Origin of the sequence: Vibrio quintilis, assembly GCF_024529975.1 — a bacterium.
GTDB classification, from domain to species: Bacteria; Pseudomonadota; Gammaproteobacteria; order Enterobacterales; family Vibrionaceae; genus Vibrio; species Vibrio quintilis.
Genome location: NZ_AP024897.1, coordinates 2,904,850 through 2,918,104, shown reverse-complemented (window position 1 = coordinate 2,918,104; position 13,255 = coordinate 2,904,850). Strand labels below are relative to the sequence as shown.

Genomic DNA, 13,255 nt, shown 5'->3' with positions numbered 1-13,255 from the left:
TTTTGAATCAGAGATAACCCAGCTTTTTCGCGTGATTCAAAGCCTGATGAACTGACGAATGGTAAAGCGCCGGATTCTGTGTTTTCTGTATCTGCCTGAGTGCCGCGTTGAGCGGTGTCATGATGAGGTCCGGGAGTAAGTGCTGATCTGAACCGGTGAGCGTGGTTATGATTTCAGTCAGACGCGGTGCCGGGCGGGCATCATGAACAAGCCGGTTTGAGAGGATCATCAGATCGAGCTCGACCAGCAGGGCAACCCATTGCAGCGGAAACGGGAACTCAGCCGAAAAATCCTGCCAGATAGCGAGACATCTTTTCAGCAGCGGCATTGCCTGTTGAGATGATTTCTGCCTGTAAGCGACCCATGCCAGATTGGCGCTCGCTAACGCGATATAGTCCTGCATCTCAGATGCCTCAGCACAGGCCATTGCCTGGGTGGCGAAATTTTGTGTGGCTTCAGGATTGCCATTGATGCGGTATAACAGTGCCAGATAAGATAAGCAGCGGGTTTTTTGAGTGGCATCTGACTCCTTATCTGAACGTTCCAGTGCCTGATGAAGATAAACATCTGCATCATCATAGTGCTGGCTGAACATGCAGCAGACGCCGAGGCTGAATAAACTGTGAATTTGCTGCCCGGTATGGTTGGTTTCCAGTGAAGCCTGATACGCTTTATCCGCGATCTCAACATCATCATCGCTCATCCTGTAGCGGGTTTGTCTGAACTGAAGCTGCAATTGCGCATCATAAAAGCAGGCTTTGGAGAAAGGATCATGAATGTGGTCGATTTCCGGGGTAATGATGTCAATGAGCCGGCGCATGGCTTGTACATCATTACGCCAGTAATAGACTGCGAGTCTGGTAACCTGAATATTCAGCCAGATCTGCCACCATTCCCGGTCTCTGTTTGTCTGGTGGTTCAGCAGCTGTTCTGCCTGATCATGTGCCGCCAGCGCTTCGGTATGATGGTGCATTGTTTCCAGTGACCGGCTGTATTTGATGCAGAGTTTCGCACTGGTCAGCGGGTCGCTCGCTTCCGTCTCCTGTATTGCAGCCAGATAATGATGCCGTGAATCTTCGTGCCGGGCTGATTGCAGGAAATTATCGGCAAGCCCCGTATGGGCGGTGACTTTTTGCTGGTGAAGTAATTCCGGATCTGCAGCGTCTCCCGGCACTGTTTTCCTGTCATCAGCATTGAGCTGATTCTGAATCAGGGACAAGGCATTACTGAAATAATGGATGGCATCCTCTACAGCAAAAGTACCGGAAGATGTTTCGCCAGCCTGAAGATAATAGGGAATTGCCTGCTCTGGTGTGCCGGTTTTCGCCCAGTGCTGAGCCAGCAGAGCCGCCGGATGGGATATGTCGGCGGACAACTTTTCAAGCGCCAGTGCAATTTTCTGATGAATGTTTTGATGACTGGTGGCACTTTCATAAATAGCGTCCCGGATCAGCGCGTGCTGAAAGACATATTGATTATCTTCCACATGACGCTGAATCAGGATCAGACCGGTGCGTTGCAGTTCATCCAAATCGGCCTGAACCTGATTTTTTTCTTTATCTGATGCACAGAAAAGCAGTGTTTCACTGAAGGTGCGGCCAATGGATGCGGCCAGCAAGGCGGTGTCTTTGGCAAACGTCAGATGATCGAGCTGATACTGTAATGACTCTCTCAGGGTTTCCGGCACATGAATACCGGGCTCATCAACCACAAATTCAATGCAGCCACGGACCGGACGAACGATCTCCCGGCTAAGGATATAACTGACCAGTTCTTCTAAAAATAACGGGTTGCCATCACAGCGCCCGATGATCAGGTCAATCACTTTGTCACTGACCGCCTGGTGATCAAACAGGTAAAAGATAAAACGCCGGCATTCCTGATAGCTGAGTTTATCGAGTGTTAGTTTTACAACTGATGTTTTTACAACTGATGTTTTTACAGGTGCATGCTTCCGGGCTGGCGGGCCGTCAAGTTCTGCCGGTAAAACCTCCCTTGAGGTATTGAGCCACCGGAAGTTTCCTGTGGTAAACGGGTCTGATTCAATGAAGTAGCGGATGAACGCAATGGTGGTTGGATCGGCCCAGTGTAAGTCTTCGCAAATGAACAACCAGTGCCGGGATTCTTCAGAGGCTGGCAGATGCGCAGGCTGACATAACAGATAGCTGAGCGACAGGAACAAGCATTCCCGCTGTTGTTTCAGTGACATATTTGCCAGTCGCTGACGGTGCTGTTTTTCCTCTGTCAGGCTGATGGCGGCTAAGGCCTGTGAGTGCGGATGACACCAGATCCAAACAACAGCAAGGCACCTGCGCCTGTCCCCGGTCCCGAAAGGCAATACCTCTGTCGCCTGATACAGATGTTCATATCCGTCCGGATGATTCAGCCGGCAGCGACTCATGAGCAGGTTCAGCACCGGGTGCAGCGCATTATTTTGATATTCAGGCAGACATTGCAGAATCAGATGTGTCTGGTGAGGCAATCTTTCATTGAGTTCAAACAGTAACCGTGACTTACCAATCCCGGCTTCTCCCCGGATATGAATGAGCCGCCGTTGATGATTTCGTTGATGTTCGGGCGGTTCAATCTCACTGACAAGCTGTTCGAGTATCGCTTCACGGCCAAAGAAAGCCCGGTGTTTTTGAGTGCTGCGCAAAAAACCAAAGGCTTCGGATAACTGTTCTCCCTGCAATAAATACAGTGGCGATATGCCGGAAAGGGGAGGGTCGGGAAGCGGTTCAAAAATCAGCTGGTTCTCCAGCAGAGCCCTGACCTGTGCAGAACAGACAATCTGACCGGGAGAAGCCATCCGGGCGAGCTGCATGGCATGGCTGGCAACATTGCCTTCCGGTAATCCGCCATCAATACTGCACATCATGCCGGTGTGGATCCCGGTTTGCATCTCACTCTTCAGACCATGCAGGGTGGTTAGCTGTTCCTGTCTGGCCTCAAGGTTATGCCACAAATCAAGGGCTGTTCGGGCGCAGAGTCTGCTGTCATTGTCACCTGCGACCGGATAACCAAAATAAAACAGAAGGGTGTCACCTAATGTGCCGACATGCGTGGCACCGTAACGTACGGCGATATCGATACACTGGTGAATCTGGTCTGTATGTATCATATCCGGAATATCCTGCGCTGCCGGAGACGAATCCTTTGATTGTGGTGATTCAAGACGATGATGCGTTAATATCACACTCAACACCGGGATCTGTTTTCGTTCTGTGAGCTGAGAGTAAGAGATTTGCGCCGGGTTGATTTCGGTGAACTCCTGACTGACGTCTGAGAGGCGGGAATGGGCAAGGCCGGGAGTTAAATCCGCAAAGTGGAGCTGACGAAATTCCTGATACACTTCTACGGTATTGCCGGGCCGTTCCAATGGCTTTTTATTCAGAATACGCCGGAAGAACAGTGCGGAGTGGTGACCGGCCAAAGGTCCAAGAGGCACATTGGCAGTACTCAGTTGCTGATGAAATATGGCGGCCAGACTTTTGCCCTGAATGGTCGGTGAGCCGGTTAAACATTCCAGAAAAACCAGCCCCCAGATATACAGATCCGTCTGCGGCAGGACTGGTTCGCCCCGTAGTTGCTCCGGAGCACTGTAGGTTGGTGTGCCAAGTGTTTCCTGTGTCAGGGTCAGAGTCTGATAATTTTCCTGCCGGGCGTCATGCTTGAAAGTGCCGATACCAAAGTCCAGTACTTTGACATGACGCTTGGCACCAACATGGTAAAGCATAATGTTGGCGGGTTTGATATCCCGGTGAATGATGCCCTGTTCATGGGCATGTGCCAGTGCATCCAGCACACAGGCCATCACCTCGGCAGCCTCTGTAGGTGGCATAGGGCCATGGGTGGCGAGATGCGCTTTGAGTGTGACGCCATCAACAAATTCATATACGGCGTAAAGCAGGTCACTGCCTTGCTGGCCTTTATCCATCAGCGAGACAATATTCGGGTGATTGAGCCGCCGGACAAGATCGCATTCACGGTGGAAACGGGCAATACTGCGTTGCCGCTTTTCCGCTGGTTCATCCGGGTTGAAAGTCAGAAATTTGATTGCAACTGTCTTGTGGGTGCGGCTATGTATGGCTTTGAAGACCTGCCCGAAGCCACCTTCACCAATTTTTTCGAGTAACTGATACTCAGGAGATCGAAAGCGCACATCTGGTGCGGCAACAGCAGACAGTTCATGTTCCATTTGGGATCCGACAGATTAGCTATCGTTTCGATATATATTAAATCAATTGATATAAATAATATTGCTTATATTTGAGCATTTGTAAAGTTGTGGTGAGGGATTTTTGCCGGGTGAAGTCCGATATATGTTGATATAAATTCTACCTTTTTGTTTATGTGTGCAGTATCATACTTATCTTTAATGAAAGGGCCCTACACCATTTTTTATCGTTGATGTTTTATCTGACTATCTATGTAGCTAAGCGCAAAGGAGAGAAGTTTTGAATTTTAAGTCTATGATTGCAATCGGTATTTATTGTACGTTAATTGGCATGGTTTCATCAGCGAACGCTGATACAATTTGCAGAACACCCAACATTGTCTGTTCTGGCCACACGACACCGGGAGATACGAACTGGCAACAGTATCACGGTGGAATTCAGGGAATCTATGTGGATATTGACGTCTCTGAATGTGATTTGCACTCTATTCCTACCTATATCACTTCAATGAATGGTGATGGCGGCCACTGGGAAGTGATTGGTAGTCAGGCGATTTATTCTGCCAGTGAAACAGGTTTTCGGGTTTATGTGCGTTATCCGAGTGATCAAAAGCCAATTTCTCCGGCAATAGCAAATCAAAATAACTGGTCCATCAACTGGGTTGCTCTCAGCTCTGCGGACTGTCAGTAATAAATGCTGTCAGCTGTAAAGAGAAAAAAGCCCGGACCTGTAAGGACCGGGCATTCTGATGTGTTTCTTTTGTCACGATAATGACGCAGACCAACAGATCCTAACCAAACCGGTAGCTTGAAGCAGTAACGCCACCAAACAATCCCTCATCATGATAAATCCGGGTCGCGGCGTCTTCTTCTGCTGCGCCGAGTGCGACAAATAAAGGCATCAGATGATCTTCGTGCTGATGACAAATCCGGGCGTAAGGCGCACTGGTCCAGTCGATGACGGAAGGTGTGCGGGTTTCCGGTGCCTGATTCAGCGTGTCGTTCAGCCAGCGATCAAAGATGGTTGAAGGTTCTTTTGCCTGCGGGCCGAACATTCTCAGATTGTGATAACTCAGCCCGGAGCCGATGATCGCGACACCTTCCTCCCTCAGTGCCGCCAGCGCACGGCCTATCGCGATGTGCTGCGCCGGATCATAAGACTTCATCAGCGAAATCTGAAACACCGGAATATTCGCTTCAGGATACATCACCGCCAGCGGCGCAAACGTCCCGTGGTCAAATCCCCGTTTGTGGTCCAGATGCGCAGGAATACCGGCTTCAGTCAGCAGCGCCAGCGTTTTTTCAGCCAGAGCAGGTGCACCGGGTGCCGGATAGCTGATCTGATAAGTCTCTGCAGGAAAACCGTAATAATCGTAAACCATCGGTGGCTGAGGAGATGCCATGATGGCCACGCTTTTTTCTTCCCAGTGACCGGAAATCATCAGGATGGCTTTCGGCGGTGTGTCCCATTCAGCCACCATCGCTTTCAAAGAGATTTCCAGATTCGAAAAAGCAGCGCGCATATCCGGGATCCAGGGCCATGGGCCACCACCGTGTGAGATAAAATAGGTCGGAAATTTTTTCATGCTCGCCTCCTGAAATGTTCAGCAGAAATGTAATGTGATTTCCCGTATATGCCAGGGGCTGTTTTGCCTTGTTGGGCGGTGCGGGAATAACCGTCAGTTGATGATTTTCATCTTACGGTAAAAATTATTTATTCACTAGACTGTAAAAACCGAATTAACTATCCTGATTTATGGATAATCAACAGAGAGAATGATTGTGAATCTGGAACATATTGATGTGTTTGTGGAAGTTGTTGATGCGCAGAGTTTTACCCGGGCAGCCACCCGGCTGGGAATGCCGACATCGACCGTCAGTGCCAGAATTGCCCGGCTTGAACAGCGGCTGGGGGTGACACTGATTCAGCGAACCACCCGCCAGCTGAATGTGACCCCGGCGGGCCGTCGTTATTATGAGCACTGTGTGCGGGCGCTTTCCGAGGTTGCTTCTGCAGAGCAGGAATTATCCTCTATTACTCAGGAGCCGGCCGGTAAGCTGGTGATTACGGCGCCTGCTGATATTGCTGACTCACTGCTTGTGCCTTTGGTCAATGTCTATACCAGACAGTATCCAGCTGTACAGGTGGAACTGATGGTGACAAACCGGCAGGTTGATCTGATTGGTGAAAGTGTTGATCTGGCGGTCCGGATTGGCCCGCTGTCGGACTCGGGTTTGATTGCCAGAAAATACGTGGATTCACGGGTTGGCTTATGGGCTTCTGCGGCGTATCTGGAGCAGCATGGCACACCGGCGCATGAGGATGATTTAGCCGCTCACCGGCTGATTCAGTTGTTGCCGGTCAGCAGAGATCTGACCTGGTATCATCCGGCCGGAAGAGTGATTGATGTCAGCTTCTCCGGCGTTGTGGCAACGGATGATGTGCAGAATTGCCGGAAATTTATTGAAAGTGGTGCCGGTATCGGTATTTTGCCGGATTTTATTGGTCAGAGTGCCGGGGCCGGTTCGACACTGGTGCGGGTGTTACCAGCGCTGGTCAGTGATACCTTCAGCATTTACTTTGTCTGGCCATCTCAGCAGTTTGTGCCGCAAACAGTCCGTAAATTTATTGATTTGGCGATGGATGAAAACAGCTGTTCAGATTCAGTTACAGAAATATTCTGCTCTGATTAGTCCGTGAGAAATTCTGGTTTGATTATTTAACTGGCACTTTACATATACCCAAACAACCTGAAGATGCAGATTTTAGTAAGATTTGTCTCATAGCCAGACAAACCCACCCGCAGGGCGTGAGCTGAATCATGCATATTCAGGTTACCTGGGTATATATGTTGATGAAAAAAGGAGACGTAATCCGTTGTTTTTTTATGATAATGAATTGATTTAATTGGTTTAATTTTGCGTGTAATAACCTGTAATAGTTTCAGGGGGGCGGTTTGATTAAAGTTTATCCCGAAAGCCACAGGAGAGCCTTCAGGGAGAAAGACAGGAGATCCTAATCGTTATTCATTTCATCGCGGTGTTTATGCGTTGCTTTGATACCGACAGCAGGATCACATCAGTCTGGGTATATATGATTTTTCGCCTGGAAGGTTGTTTTGTTGTGGCATTTCTAACAAATCAATCAACTGGAGGTTTCAGGCTATGAAGCATCATAAAAAAAAGGGCAGAGACAGAATTGAAGCGTTTCGGGCAGCTTTACATCATTCCTTCCAAAAGTCAGTTGCTGCTCACCAGGTTTCCGGGCTGAAAAAGCCTGAAGTTAAACCACCGGGAAGTGTCGATCCGGGTGCATTAAAGATTGGCATTGTCGGTGGAGGGATGGCGGGAATGTATGCTCAGCTATTACTGAAAGAGCTGGGTATAAAGAGTGAGATATTCGAAGCATCAGATGGACGTGTAGGGGGACGGGTTTACACGCATTATTTCAGTGATAAGCCGCATCAGTATGCTGAACTCGGGGCGATGCGCTTCCCGAAAAATGAATTACAGAATCGTCTGTTTAATTTTTGGGATTATTTGAATGAGACAGCACCAGACACTCCCGAAGCCGAAGAATTACAACAGATTCCATACATTTTATTTGATCAGTCCGGAGAAAATCTGCTGTGTTTTAACGGAAAGAAACCGGTCACGCGCCGTGAAGCTGAACTGGACAATAGCCTGTTGGGATTCGATGAATACTTCAAAGATGCCAGATATGATTATTTTAAAGATGAGAATGGCAGGCTTAAAAGTGCTGCGGCACTCGAAGAAGCTGCCATTCATCATTTTATTGACTTACTTGCTCTGGATGGCGTACCGGATGATTCATCTGTAGACATTCTTTGGGAAAGAATCCTTCCTTACAATCATTTCTCTGCCCGTGGGTATTTGCAGGAAGTGGGTGATGGTGTTCCTTATCCTGTTGAAATTGTTGACTATATGGAGACAGTGAATTCATATACGGGAATTTATGACTTATCGTTTATTGAATATCTCCTGGATAATTATTCATTTAATACACCTCATAGTCAGCAGGATAATGAGTGGTATGCATTTGAAGGAGGGACGTCAAGACTGGCCGGGCAAATGCTGAACAGGATTCCTGATGAGGCTTTTCACCAGGGAGCCAGAGTGACCAAACTAAGTGAAGAAAATGGTAAAGCCATCATTCATTATCAGTGTAACGGGGAAGCGCAAATCCAGACTGCCTCATTTGATCGTGTGATTGTCACCGTTCCGTTTAGTGTCTTACGTTTTATTGAGACGCCAGACTCATGGCATTCTGATAAGTATCAGGCCATGCGATCACTGAAAATGACGAATGCGGTTAAGGTCGCGCTTGGGTTCAAATCAAGATTCTGGGAGAAACCCGGACTGTACAGTGAAGGCATGCGTGGCGGACAGAGTAATACTGACCTTCCTTCCAGAAGCATTGTTTATCCATCTTTTGGTATCGGAGAGCCGGGGCCTGCCTACATACTCTCAAGTTATTCCTGGAATGAAGATGCTGATAAATTCTCCCATCTCAATCATGAACAAGCCTTGGAAGTGACTTTACGGGATGTGATTCGGTTGCATGGTGATATTGCAAAAGAAGAGTATCTGGGGCATGGCGCATCAATTGTCTGGAATAAAGATGAATTTGCCGGTGGTGGATTCGAGTTTTTCGCTGCTGGTCAGTTTGAGAACATGTTTGTAGCAGCCCGTGAACCAGAGGGACTGTTTAATTTTGCTGGTGAGCATCTGGATATGATGCATTACTGGATTACCGGCTCATATAACTCTGCTTTCCGGACCGTTTGGGAAATACTCATTCAGGAAGGGTTAGCCGATACAAAGAACCAAAAAATACTTTTCAATGCATTCAATTGTACCAGCAAAGATATTTTGCCGACGATGATTCCACGTTTTCACTCATCTGGTGAAGAAGAATTGAGCGCCCTGCTTTCAGCTGAATCAAAAGGTTTGTCATCCTCTGAATGATGCCTGATTCAACCGGTTCACTCACAACGTTACGTTATTAAAGAGAACACAACGATGAAAAATTCTAAAACAGCGATACACCATTTCCAGTCGGCATTATGCCGTAAATTTAATCAGTGTGAAGTCAGTGCAATGATTGCATATCAATTTGAATATGGAAACTATGCCCGAACCTATAGCTCAGATCAATATCCGGCCAGTGGTATATTCCATGGGATGACAACCCCCTGGTTTAACACGATGAATGCGGTACCTCCGTCCTGGTTGTTGACAGATGAAGATAACTCGCTGAATGAAACCAGAGCAGCACAGGTATTAGCTGAAAATACTTACATACAGGAACATGTACCGGCTCAGGCAGATTCAGGTCATGAAACAGCGATTGAAGCGCTGTGGAAGCGGTATGAACAATTATTCGATCCTGCTGTTTTTCCACCGGAACAGATCCGGGTTTTGACAGAACACTGGATTCATGATGATGCTGAATTCGCACGTCAGCGCCTCGGTGGCGCAAACCCAAATGTCATGGCGAAATATCAGGGAGATGAACAAACACTCAATCAGTGGGTGGATCAAAGCCAGGGCACTGCAAATAAATCCCGGCTTCTGTCCCGGCTGCAACAAGCGTATCAATCCGGAAGACTATTTGTTTGTGACTACCGGCCGGTGTTAAGCAATATTGAAAAAAATCATTTTGTGCAGACACAGCACAAGCCGGATTATATGCAGGATGGTTTTTCATTTGCCGTGCCGGTTGCTTTTTTTGAGATAGACGCATCATCGCAGGAATTAATGCCACTGGTGATTCAAATTGATTCAACCAATCAGGGGTACTTGTTTACCAGTGAAGATGGTCCCAATGCATGGTTACTTGCAAAAATGTGGACAGCAAGTGCCGATGCTCAGTGGTGGTTTAGTGGTTCCCATTTGTTTAACTCACACAGCATCGACATGATTTTTGCTATTGCCGCCTTGCAATTGGAGCAGAAAGGGATCTTTACAGACGAACACCCCCTGTTCACATTAATGGTTCCTCATTTGAAAAAGATTTTTAACATCAATTCTGCAATTTATAACCCTGACTATGATCCGGATAAAGCGCCGGATGATGAGACGAATCTGCTTGGCTTATATCAACCCGGTGGATTCTGTGATCAGTTTTTACCTACAGGAAGAATTGGTATCTTCCAGTTGATTGAAGATTTGTATCAGAATTACACTTTTGACTCTCAGGCTTTTGACCAAAATCTTGTCGCAAGAGGAATGGATAAGGACAGCTTCCCCGGATCATTTCCATACCGTGATGATGGCATCATCTGGTGGGAAACGATTCAGTCATTTGTCAGCGATATGATAGATAAGATTTATGCCAGCGATGAGTCGGTGCAGGAAGATGAAGCGCTGAACCGTTGGATGATGTTAGTACAGGAAGCATTCAATCAGGGGAGCACTGAACGTTTCAGATGGACACCGACAGTCGCTTATACCAAGCAGGTGATGACGAATCTGTTCTTTTTAACGACGGTTCAGCATACGGCAGTGAATGACCCTATGTTTGACAGTTTGGGTTTTATTCCAAATGGCCCGTTTGCAATGCATACCAAACCACCAGAGAAAGGTGCTGTCGGTGAAATTGTCCTGTTGAACAGTTTGCCTGATCCGCAATTAAAGTCGTCTGTCCCCGGCCTCGGGGAGCAATTTGCATGGCCGCTGCAGAATCAGATTAATTTTGTGATGAATGGCACTGCAGAAGTCAGTGATGTGGTCGCTGCGTTTGACTACCAATTCTCAGATCCGGCGTTGCAGGAGATTGCGAATCAATTCCACCTTCAACTGGAAGATGTTCAGATGAAAATTCAGGAGAACCAGGTCAAACGCATTGATAAATATAAAGATAATCATCCAGATCCCAAGACAGTGCCAAATAGTGTCCGGTATGACTATTTAACAGTCAGGTTGCAGGAAGGCTCAACAACAAATGCACCTGTCATGAACACAATTCAGATTTAATCAGCATGTGAAGGAGAAAGATATGAAACCGAACTTACTAAGTAAAAAGGATTATCACAAGCACTTCAGATGCAGAAATACAGCAATGGCATCCGCAGAGACTGTTTACTCCTATCTGAATAAAAGGCTGGCTGAAATCGGCGTTAAACGGGTCATGGCGATTCCTGGTGATTATATTGCGGAGTGGGTCGAAACACTGGACGATGAGCAGCAAAATCAGGGGCTGGTTCGTGTTCACCCTAATAATGAAATGCTGGCGACCTATGCCGCAGATGGGTATGGCAGGGCAGCAAATGGAGAGACGGTCGGGTGTGTTGCATTTACATATGGTGTAGGGGCACTCAATGCCGTTCAGGCATTTGCAGGTGCACATGTTGAGCAGGTCCCTTTGGTGATGGTGAATGGTAGTCCGTCTAATGCGCAGTTTAATTCACAGCGTGATCAGGGAATATTATGGCATCATATGTTTGATGGTTCGCAGACAGATCTGAAAATTTTTCAGCAGGTCAGTGAAATTGCGGTCAGAATTGATAATCCTGCATATGCACCTGACTTGATTGATTATGCATTGACAGCCTGTATTACGGAAAGCAAGCCCGTATATATTGAAATCGCAAATACCCTTGGAGAACTGGCTGTCCAGCCAGTTTGTGAACGGCCCCGCTTAAAGCGTTCTCCGGTAGAGCAAAGCGCGGAGGACTTAGCAGAAGCTGCAAACTATATCTGGCATGTGCTCACACACGCAAAGAATCTTGTGGTTATGGGGGGCGTAGAGCTGGCCCGGCAAAATCTTCAGGATAAGTTTACTGAGTTATGTGATTTGCTTGAGGCTCCGTATGTAACCAGCCTGCTTGGTAAAGGAGTGATCGATGAAACACAGGCCGGGAAATGGTTTTGTGGTGTCTATAATGGCCGGAACTCTCAGCAGAATGTTCAGGCGCTGATCAAGCGTTCAGATGTTCTCTTTTCCCTTGGCGTGCTGGAAACAGATTTTAATTTTACTGGGGTCGCCTCTGCCGATTTCTCCGGAAATAATGGTCAGTTGCCTATCAGTGGACAGATAGAAGCACGTCTTGGGGCTGTAAAAATTAATGATGTCTGTTCCAAAGACGAAGATAATGAGGTGTATTGGGGAAATATTGAGCTTGCCCCTTTGCTGGACTGGTTGATAGCTAAAGCGAAATCTCAATGCTTAAAGGGTGCGCCATTTCAGGGACTACCTGACGGAACGCCCTGGGATATCCCTTCACCAGAGGTGTATGACGATAATGCCCAGATTACATGGGATAGTTTTAAGTCTTATCTGGCTCATCAGTATCTGGATACATTTTCTCCTGCTCAGACGCCTGTTGTACTGGCAGATACCGGGTTAAGTTTTTACGCCCTGAACAACCTGAAAGTCCCGAAAAATGGCTACATTGCCCAATTATCATGGGGGGCAATTGGCTATTCTCCTGCGGCTAGTTATGGGGTGAAGCTGGCACTGGAAGATCAAGATATTGACCGCCGGGTCATCAGTATTTCAGGTGATGGTGCTATTTCTGAAAGTATCAATACGCTGGGAACAATTGCACAGCTTGGGCTGAATAATGTGATCTTTGTGATGGCTAATGGCGTATTTGCCATTGAGCAATTTCTGGTCAATGCAGAAGCTTTTTCTGACCAGCCCGGGAGTCCGGACTTTGAAGCTTTAACTCAGGTACCTCAAACAGAAATCTGGAACTGGGTGAAGCTGGCCGAAGGTTTTGGTGGGATTGGATATGAAGTGACAACCAACAAGGAACTGGAAAGTGTATTGAATCATTTGCGTGAGAATCCTTCTCCACCAGCTAAGGTACCCGCGAAAGCTCAAACCTGTCCATCCGGTCAGTGTCAATTTGAAGGGCAAACAGCGGTGGCCGGAAAATCGACTTTCACTCTGATCGCTGTCCGGAATGTGTGCAAGGATTTACCCGGGAATGTGCGTTGGAAAATTGACCCCGGGGAATGAGTGAGTTTGAAAGTCTGAAACGGGGAACCCGGGCATAAAACTCAATCTGAAAAAAGCAATGGACTGAATCAAACCGGTTTAGTTCGTTG

7 protein-coding genes are annotated in these 13,255 nt (G+C 47.4%); 5 read left to right on the top strand and 2 right to left on the bottom strand.

Features of this window, described 5'->3' with window-relative positions:
• Positions 1 to 7: 7 nt before the first annotated feature.
• Entirely contained in the window at positions 8 to 4,198 is a 4,191-nt protein-coding gene (locus tag OC443_RS13410; RefSeq protein WP_073586365.1) for a protein kinase domain-containing protein, read from the bottom strand.
• Positions 4,199 to 4,457: 259 nt separating this feature from the next.
• Here OC443_RS13410 and OC443_RS13405 point away from each other — a divergent pair, with 259 nt between their 5' ends.
• A complete protein-coding gene (locus tag OC443_RS13405) occupies positions 4,458 to 4,868 on the top strand; it encodes a hypothetical protein (RefSeq protein ID WP_143169446.1) in 411 nt (136 codons plus the stop codon).
• 100 nt (positions 4,869 to 4,968) lie between these two features.
• Here OC443_RS13405 and OC443_RS13400 read toward each other — a convergent pair whose 3' ends face one another.
• Entirely contained in the window at positions 4,969 to 5,763 is a 795-nt protein-coding gene (locus OC443_RS13400; protein WP_073586363.1) for a DODA-type extradiol aromatic ring-opening family dioxygenase, read from the bottom strand.
• Between the two features lie 196 nt (positions 5,764 to 5,959).
• On the opposite strand from OC443_RS13400, the gene OC443_RS13395 reads away from it, so the two are divergent.
• The 4 genes from OC443_RS13395 to OC443_RS13380 all read left to right on the top strand — a co-directional run bounded on the left by OC443_RS13395 (position 5,960) and on the right by OC443_RS13380 (position 13,166).
• A complete protein-coding gene (locus OC443_RS13395) occupies positions 5,960 to 6,871 on the top strand; it encodes a LysR family transcriptional regulator (RefSeq protein ID WP_159440387.1) in 912 nt (303 codons plus the stop codon).
• A 471-nt stretch (positions 6,872 to 7,342) separates the two neighbouring features.
• The gene (locus OC443_RS13390; RefSeq protein ID WP_073586361.1) at positions 7,343 to 9,166 is read left to right on the top strand and encodes a flavin monoamine oxidase family protein; all 1,824 of its coding nucleotides are present in this window, start codon (positions 7,343 to 7,345) and stop codon (positions 9,164 to 9,166) included.
• Between the two features lie 54 nt (positions 9,167 to 9,220).
• A complete protein-coding gene (locus OC443_RS13385; RefSeq protein WP_073586360.1) occupies positions 9,221 to 11,176 on the top strand; it encodes a lipoxygenase family protein in 1,956 nt (651 codons plus the stop codon).
• A gap of 22 nt (positions 11,177 to 11,198) precedes the next feature.
• Positions 11,199 to 13,166 (top strand): thiamine pyrophosphate-binding protein, encoded by a 1,968-nt coding sequence (locus OC443_RS13380; RefSeq protein ID WP_073586359.1) that lies wholly within the window; start codon positions 11,199 to 11,201, stop codon positions 13,164 to 13,166.
• Positions 13,167 to 13,255 lie beyond the last annotated feature (89 nt).

Excerpts from the sequence above, each read along its gene's own strand:
- OC443_RS13410 (WP_073586365.1), bottom strand. The coding sequence starts at position 4,198 with ATGGAACATGAACTGTCTGCTGTTGCCGCACCAGATGTGCGCTTTCGA.
- OC443_RS13400 (WP_073586363.1), bottom strand. The coding sequence starts at position 5,763 with ATGAAAAAATTTCCGACCTATTTTATCTCACACGGTGGTGGCCCATGG.
- OC443_RS13390 (WP_073586361.1), top strand. The coding sequence starts at position 7,343 with ATGAAGCATCATAAAAAAAAGGGCAGAGACAGAATTGAAGCGTTTCGG.
- OC443_RS13385 (WP_073586360.1), top strand. The coding sequence starts at position 9,221 with ATGAAAAATTCTAAAACAGCGATACACCATTTCCAGTCGGCATTATGC.
- OC443_RS13380 (WP_073586359.1), top strand. The coding sequence starts at position 11,199 with ATGAAACCGAACTTACTAAGTAAAAAGGATTATCACAAGCACTTCAGA.